12 protein-coding genes are annotated in these 14,572 nt (G+C 71.2%); 8 read left to right on the top strand and 4 right to left on the bottom strand.

Features of this window, described 5'->3' with window-relative positions; genetic code table 11:
• Positions 1-160: 160 nt before the first annotated feature.
• Both HYE82_RS10090 and HYE82_RS10085 read left to right on the top strand, forming a co-directional pair.
• Positions 161-1,783, top strand: a complete 1,623-nt coding sequence (locus HYE82_RS10090; RefSeq protein WP_256987055.1) for a putative glycoside hydrolase — start codon at positions 161-163, stop codon at positions 1,781-1,783.
• A 215-nt stretch (positions 1,784-1,998) separates the two neighbouring features.
• Complete coding sequence (locus HYE82_RS10085; protein ID WP_179173618.1) at positions 1,999-2,286, top strand: hypothetical protein; 288 nt, start codon at positions 1,999-2,001, stop codon at positions 2,284-2,286.
• A 283-nt stretch (positions 2,287-2,569) separates the two neighbouring features.
• Here the strand turns inward: HYE82_RS10085 and HYE82_RS10080 are convergent, their stop codons facing one another.
• From HYE82_RS10080 to HYE82_RS10070, 3 genes are all read right to left on the bottom strand, one after another.
• Positions 2,570-3,769: an SMI1/KNR4 family protein gene (locus HYE82_RS10080; protein WP_179173617.1), complete on the bottom strand. Its 1,200-nt coding sequence runs from the start codon at positions 3,767-3,769 to the stop codon at positions 2,570-2,572.
• Between the two features lie 423 nt (positions 3,770-4,192).
• Positions 4,193-5,986, bottom strand: a complete 1,794-nt coding sequence (locus tag HYE82_RS10075) for a VWA domain-containing protein (protein WP_179173616.1) — start codon at positions 5,984-5,986, stop codon at positions 4,193-4,195.
• Between the two features lie 958 nt (positions 5,987-6,944).
• Complete coding sequence (locus HYE82_RS10070) at positions 6,945-7,145, bottom strand: hypothetical protein (protein WP_179173615.1); 201 nt, start codon at positions 7,143-7,145, stop codon at positions 6,945-6,947.
• Positions 7,146-7,200: 55 nt separating this feature from the next.
• Between HYE82_RS10070 and HYE82_RS10065 the strand changes: the two genes are divergently transcribed.
• The 3 genes from HYE82_RS10065 to HYE82_RS10055 all read left to right on the top strand — a co-directional run bounded on the left by HYE82_RS10065 (position 7,201) and on the right by HYE82_RS10055 (position 10,745).
• Positions 7,201-7,845, top strand: coding sequence for a hypothetical protein (locus HYE82_RS10065; protein ID WP_179173614.1), 645 nt, complete (start codon positions 7,201-7,203; stop codon positions 7,843-7,845).
• A gap of 645 nt (positions 7,846-8,490) precedes the next feature.
• Positions 8,491-9,597, top strand: coding sequence for a translocation protein TolB (locus HYE82_RS10060; protein ID WP_179173613.1), 1,107 nt, complete (start codon positions 8,491-8,493; stop codon positions 9,595-9,597).
• Positions 9,598-10,076: 479 nt separating this feature from the next.
• Complete coding sequence (locus HYE82_RS10055; protein ID WP_306439559.1) at positions 10,077-10,745, top strand: DUF6098 family protein; 669 nt, start codon at positions 10,077-10,079, stop codon at positions 10,743-10,745.
• A 628-nt stretch (positions 10,746-11,373) separates the two neighbouring features.
• Here HYE82_RS10055 and HYE82_RS10045 read toward each other — a convergent pair.
• Positions 11,374-12,024 (bottom strand): YqjF family protein, encoded by a 651-nt coding sequence (locus HYE82_RS10045; RefSeq protein ID WP_256987053.1) that lies wholly within the window; start codon positions 12,022-12,024, stop codon positions 11,374-11,376.
• Between the two features lie 571 nt (positions 12,025-12,595).
• On the opposite strand from HYE82_RS10045, the gene HYE82_RS39235 reads away from it, so the two are divergent.
• From HYE82_RS39235 to HYE82_RS10030, 3 genes are all read left to right on the top strand, one after another.
• Positions 12,596-12,946: an STAS domain-containing protein gene (locus tag HYE82_RS39235; RefSeq protein ID WP_179173612.1), complete on the top strand. Its 351-nt coding sequence runs from the start codon at positions 12,596-12,598 to the stop codon at positions 12,944-12,946.
• A 64-nt stretch (positions 12,947-13,010) separates the two neighbouring features.
• Positions 13,011-13,214, top strand: coding sequence for a hypothetical protein (locus tag HYE82_RS10035; RefSeq protein ID WP_179173611.1), 204 nt, complete (start codon positions 13,011-13,013; stop codon positions 13,212-13,214).
• Positions 13,215-13,384: 170 nt separating this feature from the next.
• Positions 13,385-14,452: a lactonase family protein gene (locus HYE82_RS10030; RefSeq protein ID WP_309144257.1), complete on the top strand. Its 1,068-nt coding sequence runs from the start codon at positions 13,385-13,387 to the stop codon at positions 14,450-14,452.
• The last annotated feature ends 120 nt before the right edge of the window (positions 14,453-14,572 follow it).

Genomic DNA, 14,572 nt, shown 5'->3' with positions numbered 1-14,572 from the left:
GGAGCCCCCATACCGCATTGTCCCCTGCATGGCGTAGCCGCCACGCCGGAGCCGATCGCGGCCGTTCGTGTGAAATCCGCGCAGAGCAAGGCGACCGGCACACGGAGCGGCAATGAATGGAGGCACATCCCACCCAGCCCACGGCACGAAGGACCTCGATATGTTCCCCACACGCATGTCGCATGCCGGCTCCTCCCTCCGTCTCCGGCGCTCGGCCCGTCGGCGCGCCCTCATAGCGACGACCGGAGCGGTCGCGCTGGCCGGAGCGGGCGTCGGAGCCTGGACGTTCCTCGCACCGGGTCCGGGCATCCAGGGCGTGAGCGACGGCGTCGTCCTCGATGGGCGCGCGGCTGAACGGGTCAGTGCTTACCTCGCCGCCGACGCGGCCGGCGGTGGGAACAAGCTGCGCGTCACCCTGGACGGTGCGGCGGTCCCCGTCAAAGCCGATGGCGCCCGCCTGAAGCTCGTCCTTCCGCACCTCAAGGAAGGCCGGCACACCCTGATGGTGGCCGGCGGCAGCAGCCTCCCCTTCGCCTCGTACCGCAAGAGCGTGGCCTTCACTGTCGATGCCACTGCTCCCGAGCTGAAGGTGGCCGACCCCGAGATCAAGAACGCCGCCCCCGTGACCATTGCCGGCCAGGCCTCCACCGACGCCCGAGTGAGCGTCAACGGCAAAAGGGTCCGCGTCGACAAGGCCGGGGCCTTCAAGGTCACGGTGCCGAAGGACACACCCCTCGTCACGGTCACCGCCGTGGACCGCGCCGGAAACACGACCACCAAGGACGTATCCGCCCGGGGACGCCGCCCCATGATCCGGGCCGCGCACATCACGGCCATAGGCTGGGGTGACGACACGCTGCGGGGCGACATCCTCGCTCTGGTCCGCGCCGGCAAGCTCAACGCCGTCGAGCTGGACGTGAAGGACGAGGACGGCGAGGTCGGATACGCGTCCCAGGTGCCGCTGGCCCGCCAGATCGGCGCAGCCAAGGGCTACTACGACGCCCGCAAGGCGATCGCCGAGATCCACGCCGCCGGCGCCCAGGCCATCGGCCGCATCGTGGCCTTCCGCGACCCCAAGCTCGCCTCGGCATCCTGGAAGTCCCGCAAGCGAGACCAGCTCGTGCTGACCCCCGCCGGAGAACCCTACGACGGCGGGCACTACGGAGCCCTGTCCTTCACGAACTTCGCCAACCCGACGGTCCGCAAGTACAACCAGGACCTCGCCGTCGAAGCAGCTCGGCTCGGCTTCGACGACATCCTCTACGACTACGTGCGCCGACCGGACGGCCCACTGACGGACATGCGCTTCCCGGGCATCGGTACCGCCACGCCCGAGCAGTCCGTCACCTCGTTCGTCGCAGACACCCGGACCGCGCTGCGTTCCCACGCCACGTACCTGGGTGTCTCGGTCTTCGGTATCGCCGCGACCCGCCCCACCGAGATCGCACAGGACATCGGTTCCCTGGCCAAGGTCACCGACTACATCGCGCCGATGGTCTACCCGTCCCACTGGGGGCCGGGAGAGTACGGCGTCGCACAGCCGGACACCGCCCCGTACGCGATCGTGCAGCGTTCGCTCGCCGACTTCGCCCGCCAGGCGAAGGGCACCCAGGCCGAAATCATCCCGTGGCTGCAGGATTTCTCGATGGGCAGCACCTACGGGCCGGCCGAGGTGGCCGAACAGATCAAGGCTGCGGCAGCAAACAAGATGAACTCCTTCATCCTCTGGAACGCCGGCGCCCGCTACCAGGGCGCAGCTCTCCCGCGGATCGCCACGCGCTGACGGGGCCGGCCATGGCCGTCTGGGTGATCTCCTCCCACGGCAGGTCCGATATGAGGTCGTGATCGCCCGTGAGACGGTGGCCGATGTGCCGGCGCAGCCTTGCGCGGCTGAGAGAGCACCGTTCGCAGACCGGGCATCGGGCTTCTTCCGACTGCGGGACCAACGGTCCGGCGGCACTGCCGGCCGGCCGGATCCTGACGCTTAGGATCCCCGGAATGGAAATCGAACCTGATGTACTGGACGAACTGATCGAGCTGCAGGAAGCGACCGACGAAGCGCACGCCGAGTTGACGCGTCTTCAGGAGGAACTCGGCGACGCGGCTCAGTGGACCGACGAGCAGCACGTGACCTGGAGGGACGCATGGGAAGACGCGCGCGAGCCCTGGTGGCTGCTGGATACGGCCCTGGACCACTACGCGGAGGCGATCGGTCTGGACCGCGAGGAGCTGGAGGCCACGGTGCAGAAGGCGGCAGGCCACGTCCCGCTACCGGACGAAGACTGACGGCGTGCCGGCGGTCGAGGCAGCCTGACACGCGTCCATCCCGTAAGCAGCCCCCGCAGGGAGTCGGCGAACGGCGCCCCGCAGGGGCCGGCACCGCCGGGCACCGGAGCGGCCACCACCGAACGCTGACCGCGTCTCATCGGCCGAGGACGAAGACGACCGACCTGGCTACCCGGGCCGACCAGCTCTGGATGACCTGGCCGGACGCCTCCGCCTACACCCCAGGGCCTGGCCTGGCCCCGGACGTCGCCGCCTGGCGCACCCCCGGCACCCTTCACCACGCTCACCAGTAGGCGCGGTCGTCCCAGGACCGGAAGTCCGCGAACTCGACGGGGTCGTCGTCCTCGTCCAGGGCGGCGAACCCGTGCGTGGCCAGTGTGCCGCGCTGCCAGTCGAGGAGGGTGTCGATCAGGCCGCCCTCCAGCGGCGGGCCCTGGTCCGCGTGGCGGGGCCAGACGATCAGCGGCCATGTGTCGGGGTCCCCGCCCTCGGTGAGCCAGCCGAGGTAGTCGCCGTCGATGGAGTTGGCGAAGGGGAGGAAGCCGCCGGGCTCGGGCCAGAGGGCCAGGGGGTACCACTGCGCGTGGCCGTCCTTGAGCTGCCGGTAGGCGTCAACGGTGTCCTCGACGTGCGTGAGGAAACGCTGCTCGCCGGTCCGGAGCGGGGTGTGGAAACGCAGCCAGCCGCTCCAGATGCCGGCGCCGTACCCGTCCATCAGCCGCACGTACTCCCCGGGCAGCCGTGTGCCCAGCTCGGCGAACAGCCCCTCCCAGGAGCCGTCGCCCAGGTACGGCCGCTCGGGTGGCGGCGACAGCAGCCGCAGTGCGGCCAGCCCGGCGCCGGTCTCCAGCGCGATTCGGCGCTCGGCCTCGGTGAGCCGGGGCGGGACCGGCGCGGGCGGGGTCCACGCCTCGGCGTCCGGAAGGAAGGCGGTCCGCGCGACGGTGCCCGGCAGCGGGCCCAGCAGGGGGCCGGGAGGAGAAGGGAGTTCCCAGCTGTCGCGGACGGTGTGCCGCAGATAGTCGGTGAACGTCAGGTCGTACCGGTGCCACGGGAGCAGGCCACTGCCCGGCACCACCCCCGAGTGCTGCACCACCACGGTCCACTCGTCGGGGTCGCGGGAGGCCGAGGTGTCCCAGAACAGTACGTCGCTGCCCCGCGTGCAGCCCCAGGCCAACAGGCCGCCGGGCTCGGGGTGGAGGACGGGCCGCTCGGCCTCGGGCAGCTCCCGCGCCTCGATCCGCGCCTCCCGGTGCGTCGCGCGCAACCACTCGCCGTAGTCGAAGCGGTCACGCTGGACGCACGGCACGTGGATCCACACGTACTCACCGAAGTCCAGCGGCCCGTACCGGTCGGCGAGCCGCTTGTAGTCAGCCGGCAGCCGCAGTCCGAGCCAGTCCTCGACGGCTGCCCAGTCGATGGGGACGGGGGAGAGCGGGCCCTCCGTCGAGGGGGTGGTGAACCCGCCTATGTCCGATGTCAATCGACGTCCTTCCAGCGTGCGCCACGTGCTCGGCAGATTCTTCCGTCTCCGCGGCCCGGGCGGAAATCGGGCGGTGGCGAGTGTGCCGTGCGGGACGGACCGGCGCGCTCGGAGGACGAGATCGCCCGCGGCGTGGCGAACGGGACGCGGAGTCGACCGAGGTAGCCGAGGAAGCGCAGCAGGCGCTGATCGCGGGCGGCCCCGGCGCTGAACCCGTTCGGGCGATCGAGCGCCATGTCCGGCCCTGCCGACCGGCGCAGGAGCGCCGTGCTGCAGCGTGGACCCGCGCGGCTTGCCGGGCGGGGACGGGTCCGCCTTCCCCGCCACCGGCGAGGGCGCAGACGGTGCCGCTGCTCTTCGCGGGTCACCCTGGCGGAAGGACCGGGCTCCTGCGGCGGTCCGTGCGCGGGCTGCGCAATCGGGTCAGGCCGCCCTGCGGCGCCTGAGGACGTAGAAGGTGATGCCGCCGACCAGGAGGACCGCGGCCCCGACGCCGGCCGGTACGGCGAGCCTGCCCGCAGGCGAGTCATCGTCCTTCGCCGCAATCGCCGTGCCGCTGGCTGCGCCTTGTTCGCCGTTCCCGTTGGCTCCGGACCGCGTGGGGGTCTGGGCGGCGGCGTCGCCGAAGTAGAACACCGGGCTGTTTCCGGCGCGCGGTGTGCCGGAGATGTCCACGGTCAGCGAGATCGGTACGACAATGCCTTTCGCCTTGTCGTCCGGCTCGGCCACCTGTGCCTGGATGTAGTACGTGCCGGGCACGTCGTATCCGTTGGAGTCGGGGTTCTTCGCGTCGTCCTGCTCGGTGATCTGCCACGGCCCGCAGACCCGTTCGAAGTGCCCGGTCCTGCCCGCGAAGAGCTCGGTGGAGCGGTGGTCCTCGTTGCACAGCGTCGACTCACGCTGGGCGTTGTAGACGGTGACGCCCCACCCGCTGGTGGGAGAGTGGGGGAAGTCGCCCGGGGTGTCCACGCCGGCCTTGACCGTCAGTTTCTGGCCCGCCTTCAGCTCCACCCGCCAGAAGGGGGCCTCACCGATGGCGATGGACTGCCGGTGGGTGCCCGGTCCGATCGGGGTGGCGCTGTTGAAGGAGAAGCCGCCCTCGGCGTCGGCTCCGGTGCGGGGCTCCGGAGACTGCGCGCCGGCACCCTGGGTCGTCTTGTCGGCGATGCCGACGAGAAGCTCGACGGGCATCGGCTTGTCGCCGGCCTCGGTCACCTGGTTCTCGACCACGATGCAGCCGGTGTCGTCGGGCGCGGGCGTCTCGTTGCCTGCTCCGGGCTTGCTGCGGCCTCCGGTGGAGATGACGTTCGCCCACCCCATCGACTGCTCGAACTCCCGCAGCCAGCCACTGGGTTTGCCGTTGGCCGCGGGGCCGGCAGCGACGGCGATGATGGAACCGCGCGAGTACCCCTTCTCGGCGACGGCGGTGGCACTCACCTGGAGCCGCTGGTCCGGCCGCTTCTTGACCTTGTAGTAGAGGTCGCGCCCCCCGGTGAACCTGTCCAGGTACTGGCCGGGCGTGACCAGCGGAGCGTCCTGGCAGCCGGTCGGGGAACCCTCTACCGGCTTTCCGGTGGCGTTGTAGGTCCGCCACGCCTTGCGGAACAGGGTGCCCAGATTGCCGGTCAGCGAGTCGGCGTCCTCGGCGTCCGCATACGATCCGCCGGTCACGTCGGCGATGCACTTCAGCTGCGCACGTACCGAGGAGGGCGCCCGGAACCCGACCACGTCCACGGCGAGGTCGACGCCCTGCGCCTTGAGCTCGCGGGCCACCTCGCACGGAGGCGGAGGCGCACAGGTGTCCTCACCGTCCGAGATCAGGATGATGCGGCGCTTGCCGCTCGTCCCGAGGTCCTTGGCGGCCTCGCGGAGCGAGACGCCGATCGGCGTGAACCCGACCGCCTTGAAGCCCTCGACCCGCTTCTTCGCATCGGTTCGCGCCGCCCGGTCCATCGGCGTGACCGGCAGGACCTGCTGCGTGTCGGCGCAGCCTTGCTTCTTGTCCTGCCCGGGGTAGGTGGCGCCGTAGACCCGCAGTCCCAGCGGGGCCTGCTCGGGCGCGGTCTCGATGATCCGGGTGACCGCCTGCTTGGCTGCGGCGAGGCGGGTCTGACCGCCGGCGTCGTTCTCGTTCATCGACCCGGACAGGTCGAGAAGCAGGTCGATCCGGGCCGGTTCCGGGGCCTCCGGTTCTGCAGGGGAGGCGTTCGCTGTCACCGCGGGCGACAGGAGCGCGCCGAGTATCAGCGCGGAAACAGCAGCGCGCACGCCTCTGCGGCGCGGTCTCGGATACATGAAGGTGATCTCCAGGAGGTTCGTCGGTCGTTCCCTTGGCACCGGCCGGTCAGGAACAGGCGCTCGGGACGGTCGTACGCGGTCTGGGCAGGTCACTCGGCGGGGTGCCGTGCCGGCCGGGCCCTCGGGTCTCGCAAGGGACCGGAACTGCTGTGGATCAGTGGTGTTGTGGGTGCGCAGCAGCTCGTTTAAGCACATGCGAATGGTTCCACAGCCCGCCGAATGCCACGTTCTCTTGCGTCTCCGGTGCAGCTTGGCGGGAGGATCGTTTCGATCGCAACCCACTTTGCGCCGCTTCCCGGTCAGCCAGACGACTTGATCGCCTACAACGATGGCACGCGCGTCCTGTGGTCTCGGGGAATGGGCAGCGTCCCTGCCGAGGCAGATCAGCAGACCAGCCCGGGCGAGTTGACCGACCCCGGCCGCTCACCCGCGGCCGACACCGCGGCAGCGGCACGCCCAGGGCCACCGTCAGCTTCGGCTACCTCCTGCAGCAGTGCGGCATGGCCGAGCCGATCGGCGCCGCGGACACCGTCTTCCAGCACCTCTCCGCCGCTCAACTCAACCCCGGACAGCGGGTTGGCCACCCACGGCCGGGACCGGCCGGCCCCCTGGGGGGACAGCCAGCCCGCGGGCCGCGGCCGATCCCGCCCCGGTCCGCGCCGGCCTCCGCCACCCCGTCCGGCCGGGCCAGGACCGCATCCAGGAGGTCGCGGCTCCCCCACGCTGCCGCGATCGGCCCCACCCCTGTACAGGGGGGCCGAGGGCCGGCGGCGGCGAGTTGCCCGCCGACCTGCGCCCGACGCTGCCGGTACTCGGCCGACCCGCTGCCGGCCTGGCGGCCCCACGGCCCCGGCGGCGCGAGACTGCGGCACGGGACTCAGGGCATGCTGGTGAGCGGCCAGGGGTTTGGGGCGTTGCGTCGGATCGCCGCGCGTATGTGGACCATGGCCAGGATGGCGTTCATGTGGGTCTTGCCCTCGGTGTCCTTGCAGAACCAGAGGGCGTTCTCAGGATGCCGGAGCTCGGCATACGGAACGGTCGGGCGGTCATTCCCCCGGTCGGTGAAGTCGAGGATCATCGGTTCATCGCCGGGGCCGCGCGAATGTCACGCCCCGCCAAAAGATGGAGTCTGTGTGATACGCCGTACCGTTCCAGTCGCCGCCCTTGCCGCCGCGGCCTGCCTGTGCGCGCTTGCCGGGTGCGGCACCACCCGGGCGGGGGCCGACATCGGCGTCGGCGCGTCCGCCTCCGCCTCCGGTTCCGCTTCGGCCACGCCCGACGGGGTGAAGGCAGCGGAGGCCACGGCCGCGGCGGAACGACAGCAGCACGAAAAGCAGTTCCCCGAGATCGCCGCCCATTGCGCGGACGCGGTCACTGCCACACCGAGTCGCGGGCCGAGTGCGCCGCAGGATCCCGAGGGTGCCAAGTACGCCGAGAACCACGTCTACAAGAGCAAGGGCAGGCTGAGCGCCCGGGCCGAATGTGCCGGGCGGGCACACGCAGCCCGGATCACCCAGGCCTTCACCAGGGCCGGCAATACCGCACCCACGACTGGCCCCGCGCTGAAGAAGGCCTTGGACGAGCTCGGCTACCCGACCACGGAGGCCGAGATCAACGCCCCCGGCCTCATCCTGGAGTTCGCCTTCATGGTCAAGGGCACCGGTGCCTGCGTCAGCGGCACTCTGGCCATCCCCGGGCAACCCGGCACCGTGACCCGAGTCGAAGCCCACGGCCCGTACATGGAGGGCGGCTGCGTCGAACCTCGCGGCGGCCACTGACCCGCACGGTCTGATCAGCGACCTGGACGTCGAGCCCTGCGAGTGGAACGACACGGCGATGCCGCTGCACAACGGACTCCTTCGCCGTGCAGATCGAGCAGCGCGTGGCCGAGGCTCCAACAGCCCGGCCCTCGCCGACGCTGTACGCGGTTCACACACACCCGGATGAACGAGTGACGCAGAGTATCCGGCCGGCCGCCGCACCTACATCGTCGAGGACGCACGACCGGCTCTGGCGCTCACGATGGACGACGATCTGCTGCCCGGTTTCCCCCGGTACGACTGGATCGTCGCCTCCTTAGAACGGGCAGCCTTGAAGGCGTCGTCCAGGCCCAGGCAGTGGTGAACCTGTCGGCGTGGGGGCGCAGCGGCTATCCGGGCGGTGGGGGCTGCCGGGTGGCGCACTTCGGCTCGCTCGTGCCCGACGCGTCGAGCAGGGCCCGAGGCCGTCGACGCCGCAGGTCACGGGCATCACCCGGAACCGCCGGAGGTGGGTCCCGATGCAGTGGCCGTGACCTGACACAGCACTGCCGGGTCCTGCCCGGGCGGTCCTCGTGACCCGTGAAGATGGCCGGACAGGGCCCAGGCCCGGGCACCGCATGCATGTCTGCCGCTCATGACCGAAGCGATGTAGAGGTTCCAGCAATGAAAAGACGTGTCCTCCTGCGTGCCGCCGCCATAGCCGCCTCGGCCGCGGGCGTCAGCGGTGCGCTGCCCAGCCAGGCCGCACCGGCCGCGAGCGCCGTACAGCCCGGCCCGAGCCCCTACGGCGAACTCCTGGCCCCGAACGCGAACGGCCTGTGCCTGCCGGCCGGTTTCACCAGCAGGGTGGTCGCACGCTCGGGCCAGGCCGTCGCCGGCACGGCGTACACCTGGCACGCTGCTCCCGGCTCCGGTGGCGTCGTGCCCGACGGCACCGGCTGGATCTATGTATCGCACTCCGAGAACGGCGGCGCGAGCGCGATCCGTTTCTCCTCCAACGGCACGATCACCGGGGCCCACCGCGTGGACACCGGCAGCACCGCCCCCACCGTCGGCACCGCGATGCCGGGCGGCGGCTGGCTCGTCGGTGAGCGCGTCACCGGCGGATACGCGTACGAGGCCGACCCGCGCGGCGTGAAGGCGGCCGTACGCCGCCCCGAACAGGGGCGGTTCAAGCGCGGCGGACTCGCGTACGACGGCGCAGGCGCCCTCTTCATGACGGAGGACGAATCCGACGGCGGCGTCTACCGCATGTTCAACACCACCCTCTACGCGTGGACTGCGGCCACCGGCACCGGCCAGGTCGTGCACAAGCCGGTACCGGACCCCTCGGCCGCGACCACGCCCGTCCGCCACCAGTTGCCCGACCAGATCAGGTTCAACCGGCCCGGCGGTCTGGCTGCCCAGAACTCCGTGTCCTACTACGTCCCCACCCAGGGCGACAGCCGCATCTACAGGGTCGACTCGTTCGGTCCGCTGCTCCGCGTCCACTACGACGCCGCCCAGACCGGCGGCGGACCGCTGACGAACCCGCGGGACACGGCCTTTCCGCTCGGGAAGTCCGCCGCAGAAGAGCTGTTCGTGACCGAAGGAGCCGGCGGCAGCGCCGAAATCTGCGCCATCACCGGCAGCAACATCATCGCACCGTTCCTGCGCCTCGAGGGCGGCACGGCCCTGGCGGGGCTGGATTTCGCCCCGGACGGCAAGCGCATGTACTTCGCGACCACGAGCGGCATCGTCCACGAAGTGTCGGGCGCGTTCCACAGCTGAGGCCGGCTGCCCGAGCGGCCGCCCCGGCTCCTGGCCGTGGCGGCTGTCAGCAGCTGATCCACTGCCCGCCCGGGACGGCCGGCAGCGCGAACGGGGCCGGTGCCGCGCAGCCGGCACCGGCGAATTCCCGGTGCGCCTGCCGCCCCGTCGACAGGAGGGGCGCCCGCCCGCCGGGCTCCACCTGATCCCGGGTACGTACGAGAGGACCCCCACGGGCAGGATGATCACCGCGCTCCGGGCGGACGCGGCGTGTGCCGGAACGGCCTCCTGCGGCGGACCGTGTCCTCGGCGGTGACCTGCGCGACTGATTCCGTCACCGTCGCGAAGCACGTCGACGGCGACACGGCTCGATCAAGGACTCCGCGTCGTGTCCGGGCCCCCGCCCCGCTGTCCGGCGCGGCGGGGATGAAGCCGAGCGTCCGTGGCCGTCGAACTGCTGATGAAGGAGTGGCGTAGGGGAAGGCGGGTAGCCGCTCACCATGAAGGAGGCCCGCGACGGCGCGAAGATGGCGCTCATCGGATCACTGGACGAGTTGACCGGTCTGCTCTCCAGTCGGCGGAACCTCTACGTGCGCTGGTCGATGGGACCGCAGGCCGACCTGCCCCAACCGTCGAGCCGGGACGAACTCACGGGTGTCGAGCTACCGGGGCTGTCCGCGAACCCCCTGGACGTCGAGGACTGGTGGGGTGACCGGCCCTTGCGCACCTGGGTCGCGCGCCGCCTCCACGACTACTCGCACCTGCCGCGCGTCAAGGACCGCCGCGTCAAGCCTTGGCTGCTGCACGGGACGGAAGCCGGTCGCGGACCCGACAACGAGCCCCTCGTTCGGGACGTGCAGCCCCTCGGCTGGGTCGACGCGAAGGCCATCGCCGAAGCAGAGGAGGAGGTCGAAAAGCAGCGGGGTGCGTGGGGGCCGCTCCAGCGCCACCGACGAATATCGCTGATCGCGAAGAGAAGGACGATGAACATGGGCGACCCTCAGCAACCGGAAGCGCGGCGCAGCGGAAAGGGTGCTGCGACCCCGCAGGAAAGCCGACACCTCAAGGCCGCACAGCCACAGACCCCGAAGAAGACGGGCAGCAAGGAAGACCAGGCGCAGACGGGTGGCGGCCCCACGCCGCCTGAACAGCGCCCCGACCACCCGTGACGGTCGGCCGTGACGGCTCACCGGCCGAAGGGCGCCCGCACCTCTGGGTGCCCTCCGGCATGTCGTGCCCGCGGGTCCGCCGCCCGAGCCAGGCCGCCGCCTCCGGCATGACCTTCCGTGGTCGCACCGCTGCGGAGGTAGCCCAACACCGCGGTGTTGATCGCATCTCGTGTGCCGCCGCGGCCGCTCCCGGGGTGAGCAGAGGGCCGGCGGGCCTTCTCGGTCGCGTCGTCATCGGCGTCGACGACCGACGTGGCTGCGCGGCGCAGCCTTCCGGATGGCGGGGATAGGCGGCCCTGGCCGCCGCACGCCTTCATCAGAGGGAAGTCCGCCCGGTGACGGAGTGGGCGGAAATCCGGCGGGGTACCCCTGGCTGCCAAGAACCTTGCCCGCCGAATCGGCGGCGGTACCGCACGCCGCCGGCGCGACTCGACCGAGAGGTACGCACCCGTGGCAGACGTCAGTCCCATCGAACTTCAGAAGGCACTCAAGGGGGCGGAATACCCCGCCGAGCGCGACGACCTCGTGAACTGGCGAGGAGGAACGGCGCGGGGGAAAGATCACCCAGAACGAACCACGTGGAGGCGGCCCCGCCGTGGCCGGTGGGGAGGCCTGCGGCGCTGCCTGGTCAGCCGCGCCGCGGGAAGCCGAGGCGTACGGGGCCGACCCCCGGCGAGGTGTGGACGAGGGCGGACGCGGCCGGTTCGGGCAGTCCGGCGGCGGCGAGCAGGGACTCCTCCAGGCGCACGAGCGTTCCACGGAAGAGGGGCCAGGGCTCGTGGCTGACCGGGGTCCGCCAGAGCAGGCCGGCCGACAGCGAGTACGCGTGGAAGCGGTCGGTCAGCCAGGAGTCCAGGCGGTGCGGCGCTTCGATGCGCTCGTCGGTGCGCACCTCCATCTCATAGCCGGGACCCCGGCTTCCGCGTCGGCCGGTGTAACGGCGGGTGCGGCCCTCCCCCCGTACGGAGAGGTGTGCCAAGGAATAAGGGATTCCCACCAGGCGCGCGGCCGGCATGGCCGGGTGGGTGACGTCCAAGGAGAAGAACCACAGGCCGCTCGGCCGGCCTTTCCGGCGCACATAGGTACGAAGGTTCGTTTCGGGGAAAGTTCCCCGGGGGACCGGCACGCCGAGGAACCGTGTGGAAGACACGACGAAGGGCGTCAAGCTCACCCAGCCCTGCCCTTCGAAGACGTCGACTTCGAGTGGGGGCGGCAAGAGACGCTGCAGGTCCATCGGCGGATAAGGCCAGTGCACGAACGTCTGCCGCGTCCAGTGCATGGTCAACATGGGAACCTGCACGTGCTCCACTGGAGCCTCCCGGAGATGCCGAGGGCCGGCCGTGTGCGCCGTCTTCCACCCCGTCTTCGCAGCCGAGCGGCCGTCTCCAACCGCGCTTCGCCGGGAGGGTCGGCCCCCCGGACTGATCGGCGGTCTTCACGCTCCCGCTCCATGGGCTGCGCCTACCCGTCGGAACGCAAAGGATGCCGTGCCGTGCTGTCCGGCATCGAGCAGGTCAACAGCAGGTCCGGCCGTCTCGGCCATCCGGTCGAGCGAGTAACGGAGCTGCGCGGCATCGGAAGCAGCGCCGGCCCGTGGTACACACGTGCAGCAGCGGAGCTGACCGTTGAGCGTGATTTCGACCCCAGGGCGGCAACATCAATCCGTCCCCTCCGGCATCACACAAGGCCTGGTCAGGAGCAGGGGCAAAGTGATCGCAGCGTCCCCGGCCGCGACTGTGGCGCGATCCGGCGCGCCCTACTGGCCGGTAGCGCACCGGAGGTGGCGGTGCGGCACTGTCGCGCACCTCTTCCTGCGCCTAGGCTGGAATGCTCAGCGGGAGGACCATCACGTGCACAGCCGCAGCGGGAAGGCCAGCCCGGGCATCGAGGTCGACACCCGGGGCGACAGGGCTGTGGTTCGCCCGTACGGCGAGATGGATGTGGCCCGCGCCGAGGCCTTCCGCCAAGCGGTGTTCGAGGCCCTGGCCGGCGAGCCACGGGTGACCGACGTGGTGGTCGATCTGCAGCACCTGGCCTTCTGCGATTCCTCGGGACTGAACGTCCTGCTGAACGCCCGGACCGCCGTCGCTGCGACCGGCCAGAACCTCTACCTGGCCGCCCCGAGGGAACAGTTCCTGCGCCTTCTGGAACTCACCGGCAGCCAGGACCTGTTCACCATCGAACCCGCGCCGCCGTTCTGAGGGAGGGCAGCGATGCCGGGCGTCGGGGGTCGGTCGGCGCTCCCCCGGCGTCACGGTCCGTGCGATGTCCGTGATCCTGCGCGCCGTGGCGCTCCCCGGCCGGTGGCGGCCAGGGCCGTGGAGCACCTTCACCGCCGACGGTGTCGCGCCGAAGGACGATACTCCGACCCTCCGAAGTGTGCGCAACGACGTCAGCACCGAGGTCTCCGGCACCGCCTTGGAGCTGGGTGGCGATGAAGCCGTCACGGCGGGCGAAGCGCACCTCTGACAGAACCGGCGGGGAGCACGGAGAGGGCTGCGGGCCCCCGGCAACAGCTCGGCCATCTGGCCTGCCTCGGCGCGCCACACCCCCGGACACGCCGCGATCCTGGACCATCGCGCCCGAAACCTCCTGTTACCTTCCCTTTCGTACGCGCAGGGACGGCGGAAGGAAACCCGGTGGACTGCGGCGCGAACATCACGGACCAGGGCAATGGGCAGCGCGCCTACATCGGTTCCTTCACGACGGGTGGCGGTCGCGGCATCGTCGTCGCGGACGTGGACCGGGCCACCGGGGCGCTCACGCCGTTCGCGGCCGTCAACAGCCTTGAGAACCCGTCCTGCCTGGCCCTCGCCCCCGACAGGCTCGTGCTCTATGCGGTGAGCGACTGCGACGACGGCCTCGCGGTGGCATATCGGCCCACGGCCGACGGCCTCGCCCCGCTCGGCCGGCCCGTCCCGGTCGGCGGCCGGGGCCCGACCCATCTGAGCTTGGTCGGCAACCGGCTGCTGACCGCCCATTACGCCTCCGGAAGTGTCAGCAGCCTTCCCCTCGCGGCCGACGGCAGCCCGGTCCACCCGCCCTCCGTGCTCGCCCACCGGGGCTCCGGCCCCGACGCGGACCGGCAGGGCGGGCCCCACGCCCACCAGGTACTGCCCGACCCGTCCGGGTGCTGGGTGCTCAGCGTCGATCTCGGCACCGACTCCGTACGCGTCTGCTCGCTGGACCCGGTGACCGGAGCACTGCGTGTGCACACGGAAACCACCCTGCGGGCGGGGAGCGGACCGCGCCACCTCGTCTTCCACCCGCGCGGCGGCGTCGCGTACGTCGTACACGAGCTGACGCCCCAGCTGACCGTCTGCCGGTGGGATTCCGCTGCCGGGCTGCTGACGCCCGTGGGCGAGGTGCCGTTGTGCTCGCGGAGCACACCGACCGAACGCGAGTACCCCTCGGTGGGGGCGGTTTCCGGGGACGGGCGGTTCCTCTGGGTGGCTGTGCGCGGCTCCGACCTCATCACCACCATGTCATTGTCGGACGGAGCCGAGAAACCGCGGCTCACCCAGACCACGGCGTGCGGGGGCAGGTGGCCGCGGGATCTGGTGGCCGACCCGTCCGGCGGTCGCCTTTACGTCACCAACGAGTGGTCGGGCAACGTCACGTGGTTCGACGCCGACCCACTGACCGGCCGACTGCACCACGCCGGCAAGGTGGAAGTCCCGGCCGCCGCCTGCGTCGTATTCGCCTGACGCCGCACACGCGTCGTTCCGCCCTGACGGGGCCGGGCCGTATGCATCTCAGGGCCGGCGTGAGGGACCGCGCAGGGAACCGTACCCGGGCGGCATCGTCCGCCGCGCCCCGCCCCCGTC

The sequence above is a fragment of the Streptomyces sp. BR123 genome (genome assembly GCF_013401435.1).
Classification (GTDB): domain Bacteria; phylum Actinomycetota; class Actinomycetes; order Streptomycetales; family Streptomycetaceae; genus Streptomyces.
This window is presented reverse-complemented; position numbering and strand designations above follow the sequence as displayed.

Bases quoted from the DNA above. Each gene is read 5' to 3' on its own strand.
- HYE82_RS10070 (WP_179173615.1), bottom strand. From the start codon at position 7,145: ATGATCCTCGACTTCACCGACCGGGGGAATGACCGCCCGACCGTTCCG.
- HYE82_RS10060 (WP_179173613.1), top strand. From the start codon at position 8,491: ATGAAAAGACGTGTCCTCCTGCGTGCCGCCGCCATAGCCGCCTCGGCC.
- HYE82_RS10090 (WP_256987055.1), top strand. From the start codon at position 161: ATGTTCCCCACACGCATGTCGCATGCCGGCTCCTCCCTCCGTCTCCGG.
- HYE82_RS10085 (WP_179173618.1), top strand. From the start codon at position 1,999: ATGGAAATCGAACCTGATGTACTGGACGAACTGATCGAGCTGCAGGAA.
- HYE82_RS10045 (WP_256987053.1), bottom strand. From the start codon at position 12,024: ATGCACTGGACGCGGCAGACGTTCGTGCACTGGCCTTATCCGCCGATG.
- HYE82_RS10055 (WP_306439559.1), top strand. From the start codon at position 10,077: ATGAAGGAGGCCCGCGACGGCGCGAAGATGGCGCTCATCGGATCACTG.
- HYE82_RS10035 (WP_179173611.1), top strand. From the start codon at position 13,011: ATGTCCGTGATCCTGCGCGCCGTGGCGCTCCCCGGCCGGTGGCGGCCA.